Here is a 21,671-nt window from a genome sequence, read left to right on the forward strand (position 1 = left end):
CACGCGAAGACGGCGGTGCTCGCCTTCAATCGCCCTGCGCGCTCCCTACGACGCGCACCGCGTCAATTCCCATTCCTGATACCGAATTGCTTCGAGCGAACGATCTCAATCGTGCTTTAAGCCGCGCAAGTACACGTTCGTCAATGTCGCTGCAACTTGATGTCGCCGGATTTATGCGGTTTTAGACCGCCATCGACACCAGGGCCGGCTTCGATACGCACGACGCGGCCGCCGATACGCTGCTCGACGTCTCGAACTTTGAGGCGGTGACCATACAAGAGATGTCAGCGATAATGGACTTCAACTTCCTGCCCGATATGGGCAGAATGAGCGCGAGCGTTTGGTGGGGCGCCACGCGTGGCCGTTCGCGGATACGACGCCCGGGGCGAGAGCGAGCGCCAATCTCTATTCTCGCATCGAGACGTGCAAGGCCAACGGCGTCGACGCCTACCGCTATCTGACCGAATCGCTTAAAGCGCTGCCTTACGCGCGAAGCGCCGACGATTACGAGGCGCTGTTGCCATGGAAGCTGGGTCAGCGTAACGGCGACACGGCAGCCTAATTCCCGTCACAGGGAAAGGGCGTGGCCAATGGACCGCTTACGAATGGTCGCGTTGCTGCGCTTCCTGAGTTTCAGGTACAACACGACCGCCCGAATGCGTTCTTGGTATGAATACATGGACTACCTCCAAAGTAGTCCAAGATTTTGTCCGCATCCCCAAGATCGCTCGCGAAAGCTAGCCCCTCATCACGGGGAAGATGTTGGATCGGTTCGGCCAGCTCGGTGTCGCTGCTCGAGCGACTCCTCCATTTCGACCGCCTCCACGAGCGTTTGCGCAGTGGCTGCGGACAAGGTCCACCCTAAATGACCATGCCCCGTATTATAGAAAACACCGCGTCGCTTCCCTCGGCCCACCTTTGGCAACATGTTAGGCAGCATGGGTCTTAATCCGGCCCACGGAACGACCCTTGACGTCGAAACATCGGGAAAATGTCGCCGCGTCCAATCTACCAGCGGCACAATTCGATCTGAGCGGATGTCTCGATTGAATCCGTTGATCTCCGCTGTACCCGCTACGCGAAATCGAGCCGCGCCGAGCCGACTAGTCACTATCTTCGCCTTATCGTCGAGCAAACTCACCCACGGCGCGCTCCGTCTACTTACTTCGTCATCAAGATACACAGTAATCGAATAGCCCTTGACGGGGTACACGTTCAAATGATCGCCGAGCATCGTTGCGAACTTGCGGCTACTGACTCCTGCGCATACGACGATTCGCTCAACGGAAAAGCGCTCTTGATTATCTGCAAGATTGGCATGCAATGAAAACGTACCGGCAGTCCGCTGCTCGATGGAAGTAATTGCGGCATCGTAGTGAAATTTGACGCCGTGGCGCACGCAAGTCTGAGCTAATCCACGTGTGAATTTGTGGATGTCGCCAGTCGAATCTGATCGCGTGAAGAACCCGCCGTAAAAATCGCCGTGCAATGTTGGTTCAATCGTACGCAGGTCGCCCCCCGCCACCGGAACCCGGTCGAGGCCTCCTTCGCACAGCAATTCATTCACTTTGCACGCCGACTCAAATTCCTTCTGCGTCTTGTAGATGTGCAAAATTCCGCGCTGTTCCAAGTCGAAGTCTATGCCCTCTCTGTCGGCTATAGAAAACAGATGGTTTCGCGCGGCGATCGCGAGCCGTACGGTTTCTAAGGTGTTCTCCCGATAGCGGGGGATCTGCCGTAGGAACTCGCCCATCCATGAGTACTTGTGCCACGTGGGTATGGGATTAAGCAGCAGCGGTGCGTCGCGCGTGAGCATCCAGCGCAGCGCCTTCATTACCGTAGCCGCACTGTTCCAGACTTCTGCATTGCTAGCGGACAACTGACCGCCGTTGGCAAACGAGGTCTCCATCGCCGCATAACGATGACGCTCAAAGACGGTAACTTGGTGACCGCGCTGTGCAAGGGCGTAAGCAGTCGTGACGCCGGTAATTCCGGCGCCTATGATCGCGATTCGTGACATGACATGATCCAGAGTAGTTGGGCACCACCGATGTCGACTTCGCATCGAAATCGGCGAGGATGCCCCATCTGTCCATGTACCTGAGAGTTTCTCCCCGTCTGTCTACGAGCCTGACGTCAGTCGTACAGAGGGGATCCCCTTCGGTGGGCGCACATCACGCCGCTCTCCAGATGCTCCAGCGGCGCGGTCCTTTTGCCTGAGAGTTTCCGGGGCGGTTGCTCCGTCGGCGTCGTCACATCGTCTAACGATCTCTCCCGCGCTGCACTACAGAACGGCTCGACAATACCGCTCAAAATATGTTGCTGCAAGTGTTTCGTGCCATAGCAGCCGCGAATCGTGCATCCGAGCTACTGTCAGGTCCTATGTCTTGTCGCCGGTTGCCCGATGCCTACAGATTCCAAGTCTGTCTTAATGACTCGACCGCCGCCTGTATCGCGGGATCACTCTCCCGATTTCCGTGATAAATAAACCAAAGCGAAGATTCAGCCTTCTCGCTCATCACTATAACTTCGCTTTTTTCTTGAGCCTGAAGCGCCAGTTCTTCGCGTAGTAGACCTATGCCGACACCGGCGCTGACGAGTGTCCGAATAATGAATTCATGGTCCGCCTCAACGATTTCGACAGGTTTGATGGCAACCCGTTGAAGTATCTCCATGACCATGTCATGGTTCGCGCTAGGTTTGGATGCCCGAATCCAAGGCATGAGTGCGGCGTCGCTCCAGCTGGCGCCTTCGATTCGGTTGCGCCAGAGTGCTGGCGCAACTACGCAGAATGTCATTCTGCTTAACTCTATACCCCGTGTGTCAGCGGGCAATTTTTTTCCTACGAAAAATGCCCCATCGAGTTCGCCGCTCTGAATACCCCATGTCATCCACGCAATGCGTCCGACGTGAAGATCGGCCACTACGCCTCGATAGCGGGTCACCATCGTCCTGACAAACTGTCCGAGCCGCAAACACTCGGGGTCAAGCATTACCACGCCGAGTCTCAGGTGGCCGCCGATTGTGCCTCGCAAGCCTTTTGCTCCGTTGAGAAAATCGCCAAACGTCTCCAATACACGTTCTGCTTTTGGAAGCAACTCTTGTCCAGCTTGCGTGAGTGATACAGCCGACGTCGAACGCTGCATCAAGCGAACTTCGAGGTATTCCTCGAGGGCCTTTAGTTGATTGCTGACTGCCGGTTGAGTGATGTGGAGCGCATCCGCAGCTTTTGTCAGGCTAGAGAGCCGAGCTACCGTTACGAATGTACGAAGCTGTTTCATGTCCATTGAGGAGGTCCGGCGAGTGGTTGAAGTCGTTGGCCGCCCGACGTTACCACATAGGCGCGGCGCTCAAAATTGGAGTGATCCCGTGCGTCGACGTGCGGTTGAGTTGGGACCATACGCCTGGCACAGACGCAAGGTTTTCCCAATCGCGGCCTCAATCGGCGACCCATTTCCTGACGTTATCAACCTCATCACGCGAAAGAATTGGCGGAAAAAATAACGGATTCGTATTGTTTGTTCAGTCGATGCGATATCGCGGGTCAGGGTTTATTGGATCCGTCCCGACCCCGACAATTTACAGGAGATGAAAATGACTAGTGAACATTCGAATCGGCCCATGCTGCTGGAGCCATTCACACTGCGCGAAGTCCGGCTGCCAAATCGGATGGTTCTCTCTCCCATGCAGATGTACACAGCAAAAGATGGCTTCCCCACCGATTGGCATCTCCAGCATCTCGCGAAATTTGCCGTAGGTGGCTTTGGCACAGTGTTTACCGAGGCACTTTGCACGGACCCGGCCGGGCGTAGCACGTACGGCGACATGGGGATTTGGTCCGATGAATTCGTACCGCCGTTGCGAAAGATCGCTGACACCTTGCGTTCTTTGGGAGCGGTCCCCGCGGCGCAGATCCATCACGTCGGGCCAAAGGCTGGACGCCAGCGTCCATGGGAGGGCTACGGACCTCTCGGTGCGAAAGAGGCAGAAAACGGGGAGCCACCTTGGCAACCGGTTGCACCGTCTGCCGATGCGAAGGCTGAGGGGTGGCACAACCCCAGGCAGCCCTCGAAACAGGAAATCGGAAAGTTGATTGAACAGTTCGGCGCTGCAGCTCGCCGTTGCGCTGCGGCCGGCTTTGATGTGCTTGAAGTGCATGCGGCTCACGGCTATTTGATTCATTCATTCTATTCGCCCCTGGGAAATAGCATCGATGGTGAATACGGCGGCACGCGAGAAGAGCGGATGCGCTTTGCGCTCGAAGTAGCGGAAGTCGTCCGTGCTAACTGGCCGGAAAATAAGCCGCTCTTTTTCCGGCTGTCGTGCGTTGATGGTGCAGACGTCGGTGGTTGGGACATTGACGACACCATCGTAATGGCGAAGGAGCTGCAGAAACGTGGTGTTGACCTGATCGACTGTTCGTCGGGCGGTATAGGTCTGTCCCCCACTGCAAAGATCGTTTCGCGTCAACCCCTTTTTCAGGTCCCATATTCGGAAGCTGTTCGGGGCCAGTGCGAGAACTTGCCGACCATGGCGGTGGGCCTGATCACTGAACCGGAGCAGGCCGAGGCTATCTTGCAGGCAGGACAGGCAGACCTGATTGCCATTGCTCGGGAGGCTCTCTTCAACCCGCACTGGGCGCTGCATGCTGCAGTCGCTCTAGGTGGCCCAGAGCAGTTCAACTCGATGTGGCCCCCCAGCTATGGCTGGTGGATCTATCGCCGCAACCGCTCGCTCGAGTTGGGGCGCGCGGACCGCAAGTGATTTTGTGAAGGTCGACTCCACTTAACCTGAAAGATGAGCGGGAACTGAAATGAGAGAGATCAAGCAGTGGATCAATGCGAGTTCAGTCGCGGTGCTGGCTGCTCTATGGATGAGTCCTGCGGTTTCGGCCGAAAAGTTGATTGTCACAGCATTTGGTGGCATATGGGCCGAGTCGATTGAGCAGAACTTCGGTACTTGCTACAAGGCAAAGACGGGTAAGGAGATTGCGATTCAACTGGGTTCGCCTGCTGCATGGCTCAACAAGATACGCGCGAATCCAAGCCATCCACCGATTGACGTGGTGACGTTGCCAGACATCGATGTTACCCGTGCCATCCGGGCCGGGATGCTCGACCCATTGGATGCGAGTCGGTTGCCGAGCCTGAAAGAGATCGAGCCGTCACATTTCGATCGCTGGAAGCAACAGGCGGTGGACATTCACCTTGGCACGCTCGGCGTTCTTTACAACAAGTCCGCGATCCCGAATCCCCCGAAAGACTGGCGGACTCTTTTTGACAATATCGCTGCCGGAAAGTACGGAAAGCGCGTGTCGTTGCCATCCGGTGTATACGCGTGGGGGCCCGAGTTCATCTGGTTCGTTGGTCAGACATATGGCGGCGATTCAAACCTGGCCTTCACCAAGTTGAAAGCGATGGCACCGTCGGTAACAAAGTTCTGGACCGAGCCTACTGAGGCGTTGAACCTTTTTGCGACTCATCAGGTCGACTTGGTGCTGTATTGGGACGGCCGTTCGCACGACTTTATCGACAAAGGAAACGCGTGGGCGGGTTACTACAATCCGGGTCCTAAATCCCTAGGTACGACCGTTTCTGTTGCCAAGGTAAAGAACGGCTCCGATGATGCATGGTCCTTCATTAATTGTGCGCTGTCTGCGCAACCTCAACTTGCCCACGCAACCATGCTGGGCTACGGCGTAACCAATAAAACGGTTATCTATCCGGCCGCACTGAAAGCCCGAATTACCCCGGAATCCGACATGATTTTTATGCCATACGCCGAATATATGGATCAAATTCCCGGCTGGATTGATCGTTGGAACCGAGAGATGCGCTGAGGTGGGCAACAAAGATGAACCCTGTAGTGGAGACAGAGAACATGGTGAGCAAAGCGAAATCCGGCACAGCCGGTAGCGTCAAGGTAGGGATCGATGTCGGTGGAACGTTTACCGATGTCGTATGCGTCGACGAAAAGGGTGAACTTCGGTTGATGAAGGTACCGACCAGCCGGCGCGATCCCAGCATCGCTATCCGTCAGGCGATGAGTCGTATGGAAAACGAGTGGGGTATCTCCGCGAAGAGCATTTCGCGCTTTGTCCATGGAACTACGGCGGGCACGAACGCGGTACTTGAACGCAAGGGTGCGCGCATCGGCCTAGTGACAACTGAAGGATTTAAGGACGTACTCGAAATCGGTCGGCAAATGCGGCACCGAATGTACGACATGATTCTCGCGCCAGAAACGCCGGTTTTTCTCGCCCCGGGCGCACGCCGAAAAGGGGTGCCCGAGCGAATAGCCGCAGACGGTTCGATTGTGACGCCGCTGGATGAAGCGGCGCTCAATCGCGCTGTCGATGAGCTGGTTGAGGAGGGAGTCGAGGCAATCGCGGTGTGCTTTTTGTTTTCGTTCCTGAACGCTGCCCACGAGGTTCGCGCACGCGCGTTGATCCAGTCTCGACATCCGGATCTCATGGTGTCGCTGTCATGTGAGGTGGACCCATCATTTCGGGAATATGAGCGTACGGCAGCCACGGCATTCGATGCCTACGTGAAACCGGTTCTCGATCAGTATCTTGCTAATCTTGAATCTGATCTGAGGCGGGCGGAGATCCCGGCGCCGCTGCAAATCATGCAGTCGCGCGGGGGCATCTGTTCCGCTCAGACTGCACGCCAGCGCCCCGTGCGGCTCTTTTTGTCCGGGCCGGCGGCCGGTGTAATCGGAGCGCGGTATGTGGGGCAAGAGGTCGCGCATGACAATCTGATCACTGTGGATATCGGGGGTACGAGCTGTGATATTTCCGTGATCAACGCTGGCAAGCCGGTGGTGCGCAGCGAGGGGCTCATTGACGGGTATCCGGTGCGGGTGCCGATGGTCGACGTAAATGCGATTGGATCGGGCGGAGGTAGCATCGCATGGCTGGACGCCAGCAACTTACTGCGGGTCGGCCCGGAATCCGCAGGTTCGGAGCCTGGGCCAGCTTGCTATGGACGCGGTGGCACCAAACCCACGGTTACTGATGCGTCGGTTGTACTCGGCTATATCGATCCGAACAACTTCGCGGGCGGGACTCTGGTTTTGAATCCTGAACTCGCGTACGAATCGATTCGGCTCCACGTGGCGCAACCAATGGGGCTTTCCGTGGCCGAGGCTGCACTGGGAATACATCGAGTGCTGAACGCTCAAATGGTTGAAGGTATCCGACTTGCATCGATTCGGCGGGGATTTGACCCGCGCGACTTCAGCCTGATGCCGCTCGGCGGCGGCGGGGCGCTTCATGCGACAGCACTGGCGGGCGAACTGGGAATGCAAACGATTGTCGTGCCACGCAATCCAGGTGTGCTGTGCGCGTTCGGTCTATTGTCCGCGCCGGTGGAACACGAGATGGCAACGGCGTTCCCGTGTGCATTGCGTGACGCCGACAGCGCAGCTGTCGATCGCGTCTTAGCGGGTCTGGACGACAAGTTAGCGACGTTGATGCATCAGGAGGGTGTTGGGGCCGAAGAGACAGATGTCTCCCATAGCGCGGATGTCTGTTACGTCGGGCAGTCCTACAGCCTCGAAGTGCCTTTTGAGCCAGGACTGTCCGGCGACGAAAGGTTCGAACAATTGTACGAATCCTTTCTGAAAATCCATGACCGTGTGTACGGCCACAGCACGCGTGGTCCGGCTCGAATCGTGAACTTGCGGTCCGTTCACCAAGCATCGTGCGCGAATGGAGCACGACTTGCCGCTGACGTTGAAGTCGGACCCGCTCCGCAACGGCGGCCGATGTTTTTCAATGCGACGGGTCCTGACCAACCGGTCGAAAGCTGGATCTATCAACGCAGTGCGTTGTCGCGAGACGTAGTCATCGAAGGTCCTGCTGTGATCGAACAGATGGACACGACAATTCTCGTCGAACCTGGCTGGACCGCTCGTGTGGGTGCGCAAGGCAATCTGATTCTTTCGGCGAACAAGGGGAACGACAATGAACGCAAATGAACCGCTCACGCTAGATCCGATTACCCTCGAGGTGGTACGCAACAAGCTTGACGGTATTGCCAACGAGATGGAGCTGACGCTACTGCGCAGTTCATTTTCGCCGATCGTCAAGGAAGGCCTTGACGCCTCTGCTGGCCTGTTCACAGCAACAGGTGACTCACTCGCCAATGCCTGTGCTATTCCCGCGCACCTGGGCAGCCTGATTCCGGCGATCGCCGAGATTATCAAGAAGTACCCGACTGCATCAATGAAAGAAGGCGACGCCTATCTCCTGAATGATCCTTACCATGGCGGCTCGCATCTTCCGGATATCGCAGTAGTGATGCCGATCTTTTCACAGGGTTCGATCGTCGCCCTCGCTGCAACGATTACGCACCATCAGGATGTCGGCGGTGTTGCGCCGGGGTCTGTGCCCACCGACGCGACCGAGATTTATCAGGAAGGGATCCGGATTCCCCCGTTGAAGCTGCTTGACAAAGGCGAGTACAACGAGACCCTCGTCAGTCTTCTCAAGCTAAACGTCCGGATTCCCGAAATGTTCATGGGCGATCTGAATGCTGAGCTCGCGGCATGCAAGGTCGGGACACGACGCGTAGCGGAGTTGGCAACGACGTACGGTCCAGAACGGCTTTGCGCGATGTTCGATGAATTGCTCAACCGATCGGAAATCCTGACGAGGCAGGCTGTTCGAAAATTGCCACAGGGGACGTTTCGCCACGTCGACTATCTCGACAACGATGGCATCGAGTTGGATAAAGGCGTTCGCATTGAAGTCGCGGTCAGCGTCGTTGACGATCACATCACGTTCGATTTCACTGGAACAGGTGCACAAACGAAGGGACCCGTGAACTGTGTCCGTTCGGCAGTTCAGTCCGCGGCCTATTACGCTGTCAGAGCACTGACGGATCCGGACATTCCGGGAAACGGCGGATGCTTCCGGGCAGTTTCGCTCGTGCTGCCTGAGGGCTCGGTTGTGAATCCTGTCGAGCCTGCTCCTGTGAATGCACGCGGCGCAACGATGAAACGAATTGCTGGCTGCATGATCAGTGCGTTGGCCCAAGCACTTCCCGACCGTGTGCCGGCAACTTCCGGATCTGAGTTGCTGGTCATGGCATTCGGCGGCAAATTCTCCAACGGCGCGCGATTTGTAGTCGGAGATCTTGTGGCGGCCGGCGCGGGCGCCGCTCGAGGCCATGATGGCGTGGATGTCATTGAGACTGATATGACCAATTGCATGAACTTGCCTGCTGAGGCAATGGAAATGGAAGCCCCGATCCGTATCCGTTGTGTCGCGCTACGCGAGGACTCAGGCGGCGCGGGGGAATGGCGCGGTGGTCTTGGCGTCGTGCGCGAGTACGAGATGTTAGAGGGCGGAATAAGATTCTCGCATAGGGGAGAGAGGCATTTCTATCCTGCCGCAGGCCTTGAAGGGGGGCTTGGGGGCGCTGCCGCAGAATCGATTATCGTCCGGGCCGATGGCAACCGCGAGATTGTGCCTTCCAAGCTCGTCACCACGCTCGAGGCCGGCGATCGTCTGATCGTCAGAACAGCAGGTGGTGGGGGCGTTGGAGCGCCTCGGGGGCGTTCGCTGGCTGCCATCAAAGACGACCTAGCTGATGGGAAGATCAGCGCCGACGCTGCGCGCGACATCTATGGTTTCAATGTTCCCGCTTGACTTGGTAGAGCCGGGCTGCAAGCAGTCCGGCGCACTATCCTCCAATGTTACTGAACTTGTCTGGGAGGAGCGATGAGTAACGATAGAGCGGGGCCAATCGGTGAATTTCCGCCGGTCATTGAAACTGTCATGCCAGTTCAGACCACTTTGCGTGTGACGTGGCTGAGGCAGGCAGTGTTGATATGCGTCTGTTTGCTGCCGATTGTCTCTTTCTTGACCGTCTTTTTCGTTGGTCCGATTGCATTAAATGTGGTCCAGAGCCTGCATCCGCTGGCATCGAGCCGCGCAACTTTTGGCGGCTTCGCGAAACTGATCGAGGATTGGTATTTCTACAAGGTGTTGGCTCAGACGGGAGCACTGGGCGTTGTTGTAACGTTCCTATGCCTCCTCCTTGGTTATCCGTTCGCATATGGTCTGACCAAGACGAGGGGGCGTACCCGCGCGATGCTGATGATGGTGCTATTGGCCCCACTGCTGGTCAATGTGGTCGTCCGTTCATATGGCTGGATGGTTCTTGTTGGGGGCGGAGGAGTGGTGGACGCGGTGGCCAAAGGGCTTCACCTTGGCGGTGTACAACTAATGTACACGTGGACCGGTATTACCATTGCATTGGTTCACGTGTTGCTGCCGTTCATGGTGATCTCGATAGCGAGCCAGATGGAATCGCTAGATAGCGCCTATGAAGAGGCGGCAGCAACGCTCGGGGCTTCGCCAGCACGGGCCTTTAGGCTGGTGATCCTGCCACTCACCATCGAAGGCGTCATTACGGGCGCGATCATTACCTTCACCATGACGATAGGTAGCTTTGTCACGGTCATGTTGCTCGGCGATAACTCGACGATGGTCCTGCCTCTACTCATATACCAACAGTTGACCGTTACGAATGACTGGCCGGCCGCAGCTGCTCTCGGGATTGCGCTGCTGACGTTCGTCATTGCGCTGCTTTGCTTGCAGGTATTGCTGCAGCGTTGGTTTCGGGCGCGCGTCAGTGCAAGGGGACGGAAATGAACAAGATCTCTACACCGATGAGGGTGTACCTCGGGGTTATTGCATTTTTCATGCTGGCCCCAGTTCTGGTCATCGTGGCTGTAGCGTTCACGCCGGGCGATTTTGTGACGTTTCCACCTCGGTCGTTGTCACTGCGCTGGTTTGAGCGAGTTCTGACTGATCCGTCTTTCATGGGCGCGCTGATCAACAGCATCCGGGTGGGTGCGTGCGCAACGATCTTCGCATCGATGCTTGCCGTCCCTGCAACCATCGTATTGGTGCGTTACAGGCCGCCCGGCGCTCGACAACTTCAGATGTTCATGCTGTCGCCCTTAAGCCTACCTACGATTATCCTGGCTATCGGGCTTCTGTTTCTGAATGCGCAGATCGGAGTCGGCAATGCGTTTATCGCATTGATCGTTGGCCATACGGTGATCGTTGTGCCCTACATCATGAGAACCGTATTTGCAGTTTACAGCACCTGCGATCCTGAAATTGAAAACGCGGCAGCGTTGCTCGGCGCCAATACATGGCGAACGTTCTTACACGTAACATTGCCAATGATAAAACCGGGTCTCGTTGCCGGTGCCATCTTTGCATTTCTTATGTCGTTTGACGAAGTATCGGTTGCTTTGCTGCTGTCCGACACGACCACGTCGACACTACCCGTGACCATTCTTAGCTACCTTGTCTATAACCACGATCCCGCGGTGGCGGCAATTTCGACAGTACAAATCGCGATCGCGGTCGCCATTCTGATTGTTCTGGAACGCTATTTCGGGGTTCGTCGACTGATGTTCTCTTCACGGTGATGCTATGAACTTTAATCCGGGCGTTGATGGCGCCAGCAGCGGTCGTCTTACGATCAGAAGTTTGTCGAAGCGATATCAAGATCATCAGGCGGTGTCTGAAGTCAATATGGACATCGCGCCCGGTGAATTGGTAGTGTTTCTCGGGCCATCTGGTTGTGGCAAGACGACGATCTTGCGGAGCGTGGCTGGTTTGATGATGCCAACATCGGGTGATATCGCAATCGATGGTAAGTCGATCCTTTCGACACCGATTCACAAGCGTGAACTCGGAATGGTTTTTCAGAGCTATGCTCTCTTTCCCCATATGACAGCGGCCCAAAACGTAGCTTTTGGTTTGAAGATGCGTGGAATCAAGGGCGACGAAGGATCTAGGCGCGTTGCTGAAGCGTTGGACCTTGTGCATATGAGCTCGATGGCACACCGGCTGCCATCTCAAATGTCAGGCGGCCAACAGCAGCGTGTTGCTCTTGCGCGAGCAATTGTGACCAAGCCGAAGGTCTTGTTGCTTGACGAGCCGTTTAGTGCACTTGACGCGAAATTGAGGGAATCTGTACAGGTGGAATTGAGAGGACTGGTCAAGCGACTCGGGATCACGACTATCCTTGTCACGCACGATCAGGCCGAAGCGATGGTCACTGCGGACCGGATTGCCGTTCTGAATAATGGGCGGCTTGAGCAGTTTGACACTCCTCAAACAATTTACGACAAGCCGGGTTCGCTCTTTATCGCCGACTTTGTTGGAAGGATCAACCGACTCTCCGGACGCCTCGTTCGCAGGGAGGGAAGGCATGCACTGCTGCGCCTTGATGGGCAGCAATGCGAGATCCGTGTAACCGATAACGATGCTATACAAGTTGGTTCACCAGTCGAGGCGGTCGTACGGCCCGAAAAGACCGATCTTTGTTACGGCGAAAGCAGCCCTGTCACCATTCCTACCCTCATGGGGAAGGTTAAAGACGTAATATTTACAGGAGAGAAGGTTTCAGTTCAGATAGAGACGCCATGTGGATGCCTGACCGCCAGCCGACAGAACCGGACGGATGCCGGGCTAGCTGGCTTGGCACTTGGCAGTGCGATTGGTGTGAACTGGCATTGGCAGGATCTGGCGATTTTCCCACAGGCTGAAACACGGACGGTAGCCGTATGAACCATGCGCGTTCGGTCTGGGAAGGTAGCGCAACGAAGCCGCGACACTGGCCGCGACTCGTCGGGGATATGGACGCCGATGTTGCGATTATCGGCACCGGTTTTACCGGCCTGTCGACAGCGCACCACATTTTGAAACGAGGCGGTACTTGCGTGCTCCTCGACGCCAACGACCCTGGATGGGGAGCAAGCGGCCGCAATGGTGGCATGGCCGTGCTGCGTTATAAGCAGGCGTTTTCAAGACTCGCCCACGTGTATGGTGACGCCAATACGCTGCAACTTTGGTCATTTATTCACGAGGCTTTTGACTCGCTTGAAGCGACCGTATCAGAATGCGGAATCCAATGTGACTTTGGCCGATATGGGCATATCACGGCGGCAGGAAGCAGTGAATCGATCTCGGTTCTGGAGAAGGACTGCGAATGGCTCGCGCGTGTTGCCGGCGATACCGTTCCGCAGATGTTGGGATATTCGGAAATGGTCGCGCTCACGGGAACAAAAGCTTACCCGGGCGGGTACTTAGACCAGCGAGCAGGGTCAATCCATCCGCTTAATTATTCTCGCGGATTGGCCGAGTCCGTGCATCTGCGAGGTGGGAAAATATTTTCCAATACTCCAGCGTTGCGCATCGTGCCGGATGGCAAACGAGTGGTTGTGCATACGCCCCGCGGGCGTCTTGCTGCTCGCAAAGTGGTGGTGGCGACCAACGCATACACGGAACTCGCGGAGCTGGGCGTTGATCTTGCCCGCCGCGTCGTCCCAGTCGCGTCGTCAGCCATCGCAACTGAACCGCTTGACGACGCCAGCGCGGAACTGATTTTGCCACATAGGCATGTGCTGACGGACACCCGCCGGCTGACCAACTATTTTCGTCTTTTGCCGGACCGCCGGCTGTTGTACGGCGGTCGTGGCGACTTGCTCGGGCGTGACGCGCCCGAGTCGTACCGTGGTCTTGAAGACTCTTTGGTAGCAACATTTCCGCATCTCGCTGGCAAGCGTATTGACTATCGCTGGTCAGGCAAGGTCGCAGTGACATTAGACGACTTCCCTCACATTGGCCGCATCGGGGAAAGCATCCACTATGCAATGGGTCATGCGAGTCCCGGCAATGCGAGCGGTGGCAGCGTACTACGGATTTCGCGACAAATGGTCGGGCGCGCCAGACGTAATAGTTAATTGAACTGATCGGAGGAACGCACCTTGAAACACTACAAACTTTATATCGACGGCAAAGAGACTGCTTCGTCGGGAGACGGCTGGATCGATTCCTTTAATCCCTACACCGGAGAGCCGTGGGCAAAGATTCCCCGGGGTACCGCAACGGATGCCGATCGCGCTGTCCAGGCGGCTTCCGCAGCACTACATAGTGAAGCTTGGTCTGGGTTGAGCGCGAGTGCACGCGGTCTACTACTACATCGTGTCGGCGATTTGATAGCGCGTGATGCGCGCCGATTGGCGGAGATTGAGGTGCGTGATAACGGCAAGCTGTTCGCTGAGATGTTTGGCCAGCTTTCTTATCTTCCTCAGTGGTTTTACTACTACGGAGGATTGGCGGACAAAATCGAGGGATCAGTAGTCCCGCTGGACAAGAAGGGCTACCTGAATTTCACGCGGCATGAACCTCTAGGCGTTGTGGTCGCGATTACGCCATGGAACTCGCCGCTCATGCTCACGACTTGGAAGATAGCCCCTGCGCTGGCCGCCGGTTGCACCGTTGTTGTCAAACCCTCGGAGTTCACGTCGGCGTCGATGCTCGAGTTAGTCAAGTTGTTCGAGGAAGCCGGTTTCCCACCGGGCGTCGTCAACGTTGTCACGGGCTATGGGAATGAAGTCGGCGCGGCGCTTGTGGAGCATCCGCTCGTCAAGAAAATATCCTTCACCGGGTCGGATACGACCGGCAGGTTGATCAATGCTCAAGCGGCTCATCATCTGAAACACGTTGCGCTGGAACTCGGCGGGAAATCACCCAATATTGTCTTCGACGATGCTGACATTAACGATGCAGTGAACGGTGCAATTTCGGGAATATTTGCCGCATCTGGACAGACATGCATCGCGGGCTCCCGGTTGCTTGTTCAGGAGTCGATTTATGACGAGGTTGTGCGTCGCGTCGTTAAGGTGGCGGGGGCCGCGCGGATGGGGAATCCGGTCGAGCCCGACACGCAGGTAGGTCCGATCACCACACGTCCGCAATACGACAAAATCCTGTCTTACATCGATGTTGCCAAGCAGGACGGAGCCAAGCTTCTGATGGGCGGAACAGTTCCGGACAGGAACAGCTTTGGCAATGGTTGGTTTGTGGAGCCAACCATTTTTGGCGACGTACAGAGTGAGATGCGGATTGCGCAAGAAGAAGTTTTCGGGCCGGTTCTTGCAGTGATGAAGTTTCGCGACGAAGATGACGCAGTAAAGATTGCGAACGACGTACGCTTCGGTTTGGGGGCGGGCGTATGGACTCAGGACATCGCTCGTGCCATTCGAATGGCGGAGCGCATCCAGGCCGGCACCGTATGGATCAATGCCTACCGCGCTGTCAGCTATATGTCGCCGTTCGGTGGCGTCAAGGATTCAGGTATCGGCAGGGAAAACGGCATCAACGCGATTCGTAATTACTTGCAGACGAAGAGCGTATGGATCAACAGCGGAGCGCCCGTATCGAATCCGTTCGTAATGCGGTAGTTCGGACTCTACAATCGCGAGACTTCCGTCGTGATGTTTTCGGGCTACGGAAAGTCTCGCGATTGTGACCGTCGGTCACGGCCGCTTCGTCGAGCTGTGAAGAATGCTCGGATATCGCGTATCCGTAGTTCCTGTCGTCGGTCATCGCCGAATAGCATTGCTGGAACCCGCTGCAATTGTTTAACGGAACGCGATGATGACACCTGACCGTGCCTCCTTTTCACCTACAGCAAGTCATGCAGCACCGCGTAGGGGTTCGTATTCGACGGGAGTACAGTAGTCGATCGACGTGTGCATACGCTGTCGATTGTAATAGCAAAGCCCTCGATTCAGTCGCCGATGTCTAGGCGCGCCTGTAGGTCGTGGCGCCCCGCGGCAATCGGCAGAGATCGGCTGTCATGTGCTTCACGATAGCCAGGCGTGGTGCCGCATAGGTTTACGGAGATGTGTAACAGCCGTGCCGGCCGTTGTTGCCCAACAGAATCCGCCATACCGAGCCTCAACTCGTGAAGCAGTACTGTCGCTCGGGACACGTCGCGCCGGACGCGAAGCTCGCAGTGATCATCGGCGCCGATGTCTGCCGATCGTGCGATTCGCCACCAGCGCACAATTTGTGCGGCAGCTATCGGTCGTGTCGCGTGCATTACTCTGCCTTCAGTCATATCCCAGATGCGGCGCGCGTCTTGCCGCTCGTTGGGGCAGGCCCAGTCGGCCGTCCAATTAAGCCCAGGTCGCCCCTTCCGATGGAGGCGCGGCTCAACGGTACCGAATCGAGACCTTGTCCGGGGCCATGCTGGCGAGTTATTGATCTCTTCCGTCCATGGTGGGGGCCTGCGACGCCATCGAAATCCTTCGTGTATGGGGCGGCAGGGCCGCTGCGGAAGCATTGCGGTCCTTGAACGCTGCCTTCGCGGCCTCCATGCGATCGCTGTTGGCCAACACCCATGTGGCTAGGGCGCGCACGGGTCGAACGAAGTCGAGGCCAAGGGCTGTCAGCGCGTACTCGACCTGCGGCGGCGTCACAGGCGTGACCGTGCGCGATACGAAGCCGTTTTCCTCGAGGCCACGGAGTGTCGAGGCAAGGACCTTCTGGCTGATTGCCCCAACTTCCCGACGCAACGCATTGAATCTGAGCGGGCCTCGGTCCAGTGCGTGGACGACGAGTAACGACCACTTGTCGCTTACGCGCCCGAGCACGCTGACGAAGTGCTTGCAGCGGACGGTTTCTTCTTGGTGATCTTGTGAGGGCATGGTACCTCCTTGTCAAATTTTTAAGAACCATCTGTAATCAGGTTTCCCGAGGTGACTACTCTAGGCGAAATCACTATGAACACCAAACCGCGCATCGCCCTCATCATTGGTTCGACCCGTCCCACGCGCTTCGCGGATGTCCCAGCACACTGGATGCTGAAGCAGGCCCAGGCACGCGAAGACCTGGACGTCCAGGTCGTCGATCTCCGCGACCATCCGTTGCCATTCTTCGACGAGATGGCATCGAACCTGTGGACGCCAAGCAAGAACGCCGAAGCCTTGCGCTGGCAGCAAACGCTACAGCGATTTGATGGCTTTATTTTCGTCGTGGCGGAATACAACCACTCGATCACGGGCGCGCTGAAGAACGCGCTTGATCAGGCTTATAAGGAGTGGAATCGAAAGGCCTTCACCGCAATCGGCTACGGGGCCACGGGCGCCGTGCGAGCCGTCCAACATTTACGAGACGTCGCTGTAGAACTACAGATGGTGTCGACCCGTTCGACAGTGCATCTCCTGGGCCCGGACTTCTTTTCGGTTCATCCCGCGTACCACGGCCAGCCCATCGAGGGCGTGGAGGATCACCTGTTGCCGTCGGCAAAGGCAGCACTGGACGATCTAGTCTGGTGGACCAAAGCGACGATGGCTGCTAGAGCGGCATAAGGTACCAAATGAACACACCGATCAGGATTGACATATGGTCCGATATCGCCTGTCCCTGGTGCTACGTCGGCAAGCGACGGCTCGAACGAGCGCTCGTCCTCTTCAAAAAAAACGTACAGATCGAGTACCATTCTTTTGAGCTGGTTCCCGACACCCCGACCGATTATCCCGGTTCCCAGGCCGACTTCCTCGCTGAGTACAAGGGCATTCCCGTTGCACAGGCCAAGAGGATCCTCGCTCAGATCACGCAGGCTGCGGCAGCAGAAGGCCTCGCGTTCGACTATGACGCATTGCGCCCGGCGAACACGTCGCTCGCGCATCAGGCGCTGCACTTTGCCAAGATGCGCGGGCGGCAAGGAGCACTGAAAGAACGATTGCTCGAGGCGTACTTTGTGCAGGGTTGCAACCTCAACGTGGTCGAGGTGATCGCCGACCTATGTGGCGAGATCGGCCTCGATTCCGGCGACCTGCTGGCAGCGCTACGAAACCGGACACATCTGAGCGACGTGCGCGCCGACCATGCCCAAGCCGTCGGGTACGGCATCACCGGGGTCCCGTTTTTCGTGTTCAACAACAAGTTGGCGGTCTCTGGAGCGCAGTTGCCTGATGTGTTCCACGAAGCGCTGCAACGTGCCGAGTCGTCGAGCCCTGAGGCAGTATGAGCACCCCATTCCAGATAGTCTGCCATAGGACAGACGGCATCTGCGTCGACGGTGTCTGCGCTATGCCAACGAGCCATCACATCTCGACCGGCAACGTGATTGTCCCGGTCGTTGTCGAGCACCACGGCCGTAGCGTGAGCAATCTTCGCGATTGTTTCGCGAAGGTGGAGAGGTCGGTGGCCGCATTCGGCCCACGTCACGCAGATCCTGAGAATGCATGAACCGCTCGGCGGAGATACGCAGCGGTGGGCTTGCGTACGGTTGATCCACGATTCAGATACAACCGCTACTTTAATTTTTAGAGGAATTTTGAGTGCGATTGACAGGCTTTTAAATCCGTCTATTAATAACTGGTTGAAATGATGTGTCGGGCTGTAGGAATTAACGCGCCTACAAAAGCTAAATTATAATGGATCGCCGAGTGGGTAAATCAACGTTCAAATATATCACGGTAAATTATCTTTGATGATCGCTCGCGCAACGGCTCAGTCCGCGGATAGCTAGGGCGAGATCACTTAGAGCAGCTAACACAACCTGGACATGATGATGCGGGCGTCATATCGTCTACGGCATGGCAAGACGCAAAATCAGTAACGAATTATGGGTGGCGCTGGAGCCGCTGATTCCGGAGTTCACGCCATCGCCCAAGGATGGTCGGCGGCGCACAGTCGATGACCGCGCAGCGCTGAACGGTATCTTGTATGCATTGCTGACGGGCATTCCGTGGGAAGACCTTCCGCAGGAGTTGGGCTTCGGCAGTGTTATGACATGCTGGCGACGTCTGCGAGACTGGCAAGCGGCCGGCGTATGGTATCGACTGCATTTGGCGATGCTGCGTCGACTGCGAGAGCACGACCAGATTGATTGGGAGCGTGCGAGCCTAGATGGAGCCAGCGTCTCCAGCCCCCGGGGGGCCAAGAAACCGGCCCCAACCCGACGGACCGAGGCAAGCTCGGATCGAAGCGACACATCGTCGTAGATGCACGCGGCATCCCGCTGGCTGTCACGATCACGGGAGCCAATCGGCACGATTCGATGGCATTCGAGCCCACGCTTGATTCCATTTCTGCGGTATCGGGCCTGAACGGGCAGCCGCGCAAGCGGCCGAGCAAACTGCACGCCGACAAAGGGTATGACTTCGCTCGTTGCCGGCGCTATCGTAAGCGCCCGGCGAAGACACCCCTCGGGGTAAATTGCCGTCAATCAAGCGGCGACGGGTGCCCAACGATGCGGCAGAAGCGCGGCGATGTCGTCGGCGCGGTGGGTCGGCAAGCGATTGAGCACGTCTTTCAGATAGGCGTAGGGATCATGGCCGTTGAGCTGCGCCGATCGAATCAGGCTCATGATCGCGGCGGCCCGCTTCCCGGCGCGCAGAGAACCGGCGAACAACCAATTCGCGCGCCCCGTTGCCCACGGGCGAATCTGGTTTTCCAGCCAATTGTTGTCGATGGGCACGTGCCCATCGGTCAGATAACGCGTGAGCGCCTCCCAGCGCTTGAGGCTGTAGTCGAGCGCCTTGGCGATCGCCGATCCCTCAGAGACCAGTTTGCGCTGGGCAACCAGCCACTCATGTAACGCATCGGCGATCGGCCGAGCGCGCTCCTGGCGAACCTCGCGTCGGCGAGCGGGATCGAGTTCCGCGACGTCGCGCTCGACGTCGTAAAGCATGCCGAAGTACTTCAGCGCCTGCTCGGCAATCTGGCTCTTGTGGTTGGCGTGCAACTCGAAGAACTTTCGTCTCGCATGCGCCATGCATCCGATTTCGGTAATGCCCAGTTCGAACCCGGCTTTGTAGGCGCTGTAGTCGTCGCATACCAGCTTGCCACGCCACTGGCCGAGGAACGCGCGAGCATGTTCGCCAGCACGGCTGTCGGCAAACTCATAGATCACCGCGCGTATGTCCGCGAACTGCGTCGTGGCGTACGCCCAGACGTACGCATGCTGCGTCTTTCCTTTGCCGGGAACCAGCATCTGTACCGGCGTTTCGTCGGCGTGCAGCACGTCCTGCTGGAGCAGCACGTCGCGAAGCGCGTCGACCAGCGGCTGCAACCGTACGCCGCACACGCCGACCCACTCGCCCAGCGTCGATTGCGCAATCGCCAGGCCGGCCCGCTCGAAGATGCGTTCCTGGCGATACAGCGGCAAGTGGTCGCCGTACTTGGCGACCAGCACCTGCGCGAGCAGCCCGGCAGTGGGAATGCCCTTGTCGATCACATGGGGCGCAACCGGTGCCTGAACCAGTGTCTCGCACGCCTTGCAGGCCCATTTGCCGCGGATGTGGCGCTCGACCGTGAACACCCCCGGCGTATAGTCCAGCTTCTCGCTGATGTCCTCGCCGATGCGCGCGCGCCGGCGACCGCAGGAGCACGTGATGTCGTCGGGTTCGTGATGGATGTCGGTGCGCGGCAAGTGCGGCGGCAACGGTGCACGCTTGGGTTTCTGCCGTTGCTTGTCCGCAGGCGTCGGCTGCAACTGAACCGCGCCGGGTTTGTCGGAGACCGCCGAGTTTGGCGCTACGCCGCGCGAGCGGATAGCGCCAGATTCCGTTTGTAAGCTTGCTCCGCCTCCGCCGGCGACACGTACCCGAGCGGGCCGAGCAACCGATGGTGGTTGTACCAGTGTACCCATTCCAGCGTGGCGAGTTCGACATCCTGGAGCGTACGCCATGAACGCCGGTGCACAACTTCGGCCTTGTACAGTCCGTTGATTGTCTCGGCCAGCGCATTATCGTACGAATCGCCAACGCTGCCGGCGGACGGTTGCACGCCAGCATCCACCAAACGTTCGGTGTACCGAATGCTGAGATATTGCGACCCGTGATCGGAATGATGAATGAGGCCGGGCGGCGGCTGGCGATCGTGTAACGCCTGGTTCAGCGCGTCCAGCACGAAGTCAGTCTTCATCGATGCCGACACGCGCCAACCGACGATACGGCGCGCAAACACATCAGTGACGAAGGCCACGTAGACAAAGCCCGACCATGTCCAGCAATAGGTAAAATCCGCAACCCACAGCGCGTTGGGCTGATCGGCACGGAACTGACGTTTGACCCGGTCCAGCGGGCACGGCACCGCATCGTCGCGCTGCGTCGTCTTGATCCGGCGCCCGCGCCGCACACCTTCGAGGCCCATCGCCTTCATCAGGCGCGCAACCGTGCAGCGCGCGACCTTCACACCATCACGCAGCAACTGGCGCCAGACCTTGCGCACACCATACACGCCAAAGTTCTCGTCCCAGACCGCACGGATGAGGGCCTTCAGTTCAGCATCGCGACGCGCTCGCTCTGGCCATTGCTCCGGATCGCTGCGCCGCCCGGCGTGCCGGTAATACGTCGACGGCGCGATCGGCAGCAGGCGGCAGATCGGCTCGACACCGTAGACGTCGCGATGCTCGTCGATAAACGCGATCATGGTTTCGATCGGCGGTCGAGCTCCGCCTGCGCGAAATACGCGGAGGCCTTGCGCAGGATCTCGTTGGCCGTGCGCAATTCACGATTCTCGCGCTCCAGTTCCTTGAGCCGTGAGAGCTCGGAAGTCGTCGTGCCCGGTCGCTGGCCACGGTCGCGCTCAGCCTGGATGACCCAGTTTCGCAGCGTCTCGCGCGACATCCCCATCTTCGAAGCGATCGAGCGGATCGCCGCCCCCTGCGTTTCGTACTCGTGCTGATGCTCAAACACCATCCGCACCGCCCGCTCCCGCACCTCATCTGAATATCGCGTCCCGGTGGGCTTCCTTACCTTGCTTTCGTTTTCCATACTTCAAATCTCCAATTACAGCCAAGATCCGAAGTCTCCTACATTCCCGGAGCGGTTCA

At 57.6% G+C, this 21,671-nt stretch carries 15 protein-coding genes, 3 pseudogenes, 1 riboswitch and 1 other annotated feature; of the genes and pseudogenes, 13 read left to right on the forward strand and 5 right to left on the reverse strand.

Annotation, left to right across the window (positions count from 1 at the left end; all coding sequences use genetic code 11):
* Positions 1 to 331: 331 nt before the first annotated feature.
* A pseudogene (locus O1Q03_RS28000) lies at positions 332 to 562 on the forward strand (transposase domain-containing protein); the annotation flags it as partial.
* Between the two features lie 186 nt (positions 563 to 748).
* Here the strand turns inward: O1Q03_RS28000 and O1Q03_RS28005 are convergent.
* Positions 749 to 2,020, reverse strand: coding sequence for a D-amino acid dehydrogenase (locus O1Q03_RS28005; protein WP_269507287.1), 1,272 nt, complete (start codon positions 2,018 to 2,020; stop codon positions 749 to 751).
* A gap of 174 nt (positions 2,021 to 2,194) precedes the next feature.
* Positions 2,195 to 2,287: riboswitch (glycine riboswitch) on the reverse strand.
* A 121-nt stretch (positions 2,288 to 2,408) separates the two neighbouring features.
* Entirely contained in the window at positions 2,409 to 3,287 is an 879-nt protein-coding gene (locus tag O1Q03_RS28010) for a LysR family transcriptional regulator (RefSeq protein ID WP_124522436.1), read from the reverse strand.
* A gap of 307 nt (positions 3,288 to 3,594) precedes the next feature.
* Here O1Q03_RS28010 and O1Q03_RS28015 point away from each other — a divergent pair, with 307 nt between their 5' ends.
* The 9 genes from O1Q03_RS28015 (at position 3,595) to O1Q03_RS28055 (ending at position 15,282) form a co-directional block, all read left to right on the forward strand.
* Complete coding sequence (locus O1Q03_RS28015; RefSeq protein WP_269507288.1) at positions 3,595 to 4,764, forward strand: NADH:flavin oxidoreductase/NADH oxidase; 1,170 nt, start codon at positions 3,595 to 3,597, stop codon at positions 4,762 to 4,764.
* A 49-nt stretch (positions 4,765 to 4,813) separates the two neighbouring features.
* Positions 4,814 to 5,839, forward strand: a complete 1,026-nt coding sequence (locus O1Q03_RS28020) for an extracellular solute-binding protein (RefSeq protein WP_269507289.1) — start codon at positions 4,814 to 4,816, stop codon at positions 5,837 to 5,839.
* Between the two features lie 41 nt (positions 5,840 to 5,880).
* Complete coding sequence (locus tag O1Q03_RS28025) at positions 5,881 to 7,983, forward strand: hydantoinase/oxoprolinase family protein (protein WP_185641342.1); 2,103 nt, start codon at positions 5,881 to 5,883, stop codon at positions 7,981 to 7,983.
* Positions 7,970 to 9,658: a hydantoinase B/oxoprolinase family protein gene (locus O1Q03_RS28030; RefSeq protein WP_124522428.1), complete on the forward strand. Its 1,689-nt coding sequence runs from the start codon at positions 7,970 to 7,972 to the stop codon at positions 9,656 to 9,658. Before O1Q03_RS28025 ends, O1Q03_RS28030 begins: the two co-directional genes overlap by 14 nt.
* Before the next feature lie 72 nt (positions 9,659 to 9,730).
* On the forward strand, positions 9,731 to 10,666 hold the full coding sequence (locus tag O1Q03_RS28035) for an ABC transporter permease (RefSeq protein WP_124522426.1): 936 nt from the start codon (positions 9,731 to 9,733) through the stop codon (positions 10,664 to 10,666).
* The gene (locus O1Q03_RS28040) at positions 10,663 to 11,457 is read left to right on the forward strand and encodes an ABC transporter permease (protein ID WP_269507290.1); all 795 of its coding nucleotides are present in this window, start codon (positions 10,663 to 10,665) and stop codon (positions 11,455 to 11,457) included. The genes O1Q03_RS28035 and O1Q03_RS28040 overlap by 4 nt, the downstream gene beginning before the upstream one ends.
* Positions 11,458 to 11,461: 4 nt before the next feature.
* A complete protein-coding gene (locus O1Q03_RS28045; protein WP_124522422.1) occupies positions 11,462 to 12,604 on the forward strand; it encodes an ABC transporter ATP-binding protein in 1,143 nt (380 codons plus the stop codon).
* Positions 12,601 to 13,779 carry an NAD(P)/FAD-dependent oxidoreductase gene (locus tag O1Q03_RS28050; protein ID WP_269507291.1) on the forward strand — a complete coding sequence of 393 codons (1,179 nt, stop codon included), beginning with the start codon at positions 12,601 to 12,603 and terminating at the stop codon, positions 13,777 to 13,779. Before O1Q03_RS28045 ends, O1Q03_RS28050 begins: the two co-directional genes overlap by 4 nt.
* Positions 13,780 to 13,803: 24 nt before the next feature.
* The gene (locus O1Q03_RS28055) at positions 13,804 to 15,282 is read left to right on the forward strand and encodes an aldehyde dehydrogenase (protein WP_269507292.1); all 1,479 of its coding nucleotides are present in this window, start codon (positions 13,804 to 13,806) and stop codon (positions 15,280 to 15,282) included.
* 801 nt (positions 15,283 to 16,083) lie between these two features.
* Here the strand turns inward: O1Q03_RS28055 and O1Q03_RS28060 are convergent.
* Complete coding sequence (locus tag O1Q03_RS28060; RefSeq protein WP_269507293.1) at positions 16,084 to 16,533, reverse strand: winged helix-turn-helix transcriptional regulator; 450 nt, start codon at positions 16,531 to 16,533, stop codon at positions 16,084 to 16,086.
* A gap of 75 nt (positions 16,534 to 16,608) precedes the next feature.
* Here O1Q03_RS28060 and O1Q03_RS28065 point away from each other — a divergent pair, with 75 nt between their 5' ends.
* From O1Q03_RS28065 to O1Q03_RS28075, 3 genes and pseudogenes are all read left to right on the forward strand, one after another.
* Positions 16,609 to 17,196: an NADPH-dependent FMN reductase gene (locus tag O1Q03_RS28065; RefSeq protein WP_124522398.1), complete on the forward strand. Its 588-nt coding sequence runs from the start codon at positions 16,609 to 16,611 to the stop codon at positions 17,194 to 17,196.
* 8 nt (positions 17,197 to 17,204) lie between these two features.
* A complete protein-coding gene (locus O1Q03_RS28070; protein WP_124522396.1) occupies positions 17,205 to 17,858 on the forward strand; it encodes a DsbA family oxidoreductase in 654 nt (217 codons plus the stop codon).
* 571 nt (positions 17,859 to 18,429) lie between these two features.
* Positions 18,430 to 19,017: pseudogene (locus tag O1Q03_RS28075) on the forward strand (IS5 family transposase); the annotation flags it as partial.
* A gap of 44 nt (positions 19,018 to 19,061) precedes the next feature.
* Here O1Q03_RS28075 and tnpC read toward each other — a convergent pair.
* Together tnpC and O1Q03_RS28085 are read right to left on the reverse strand one after the other, a co-directional pair.
* Positions 19,062 to 20,330 (reverse strand): annotated as a pseudogene (gene tnpC, locus O1Q03_RS28080) (IS66 family transposase); the annotation flags it as partial.
* A 41-nt stretch (positions 20,331 to 20,371) separates the two neighbouring features.
* Positions 20,372 to 21,612, reverse strand: a protein-coding gene (locus tag O1Q03_RS28085) for an IS3 family transposase (RefSeq protein WP_442865862.1) whose coding sequence is annotated in 2 segments (ribosomal slippage) — positions 20,372 to 21,306 and positions 21,306 to 21,612 — 1,242 coding nt in all. Because the reading frame shifts where the segments join, the coding sequence is not laid out codon by codon here.
* Positions 21,194 to 21,310, reverse strand: a sequence feature (AL1L pseudoknot). It overlaps the preceding gene by 117 nt.
* Positions 21,613 to 21,671: the final 59 nt, after the last annotated feature.

Origin of the sequence: Burkholderia sp. IMCC1007 (genome assembly GCF_027257875.1) — a bacterium.
GTDB lineage: Bacteria > Pseudomonadota > Gammaproteobacteria > Burkholderiales > Burkholderiaceae > Burkholderia.

What these genes read in the sequence shown, in the direction of transcription:
- O1Q03_RS28005 (WP_269507287.1), bottom strand. Translation starts at nt 2,020, where the DNA reads ATGTCACGAATCGCGATCATAGGCGCCGGAATTACCGGCGTCACGACT.
- O1Q03_RS28040 (WP_269507290.1), top strand. Translation starts at nt 10,663, where the DNA reads ATGAACAAGATCTCTACACCGATGAGGGTGTACCTCGGGGTTATTGCA.
- O1Q03_RS28060 (WP_269507293.1), bottom strand. Translation starts at nt 16,533, where the DNA reads ATGCCCTCACAAGATCACCAAGAAGAAACCGTCCGCTGCAAGCACTTC.
- O1Q03_RS28045 (WP_124522422.1), top strand. Translation starts at nt 11,462, where the DNA reads ATGAACTTTAATCCGGGCGTTGATGGCGCCAGCAGCGGTCGTCTTACG.
- O1Q03_RS28010 (WP_124522436.1), bottom strand. Translation starts at nt 3,287, where the DNA reads ATGGACATGAAACAGCTTCGTACATTCGTAACGGTAGCTCGGCTCTCT.
- O1Q03_RS28070 (WP_124522396.1), top strand. Translation starts at nt 17,205, where the DNA reads ATGAACACACCGATCAGGATTGACATATGGTCCGATATCGCCTGTCCC.
- O1Q03_RS28015 (WP_269507288.1), top strand. Translation starts at nt 3,595, where the DNA reads ATGACTAGTGAACATTCGAATCGGCCCATGCTGCTGGAGCCATTCACA.
- O1Q03_RS28050 (WP_269507291.1), top strand. Translation starts at nt 12,601, where the DNA reads ATGAACCATGCGCGTTCGGTCTGGGAAGGTAGCGCAACGAAGCCGCGA.
- O1Q03_RS28025 (WP_185641342.1), top strand. Translation starts at nt 5,881, where the DNA reads ATGGTGAGCAAAGCGAAATCCGGCACAGCCGGTAGCGTCAAGGTAGGG.
- O1Q03_RS28030 (WP_124522428.1), top strand. Translation starts at nt 7,970, where the DNA reads ATGAACGCAAATGAACCGCTCACGCTAGATCCGATTACCCTCGAGGTG.
- O1Q03_RS28020 (WP_269507289.1), top strand. Translation starts at nt 4,814, where the DNA reads ATGAGAGAGATCAAGCAGTGGATCAATGCGAGTTCAGTCGCGGTGCTG.
- O1Q03_RS28035 (WP_124522426.1), top strand. Translation starts at nt 9,731, where the DNA reads ATGAGTAACGATAGAGCGGGGCCAATCGGTGAATTTCCGCCGGTCATT.
- O1Q03_RS28065 (WP_124522398.1), top strand. Translation starts at nt 16,609, where the DNA reads ATGAACACCAAACCGCGCATCGCCCTCATCATTGGTTCGACCCGTCCC.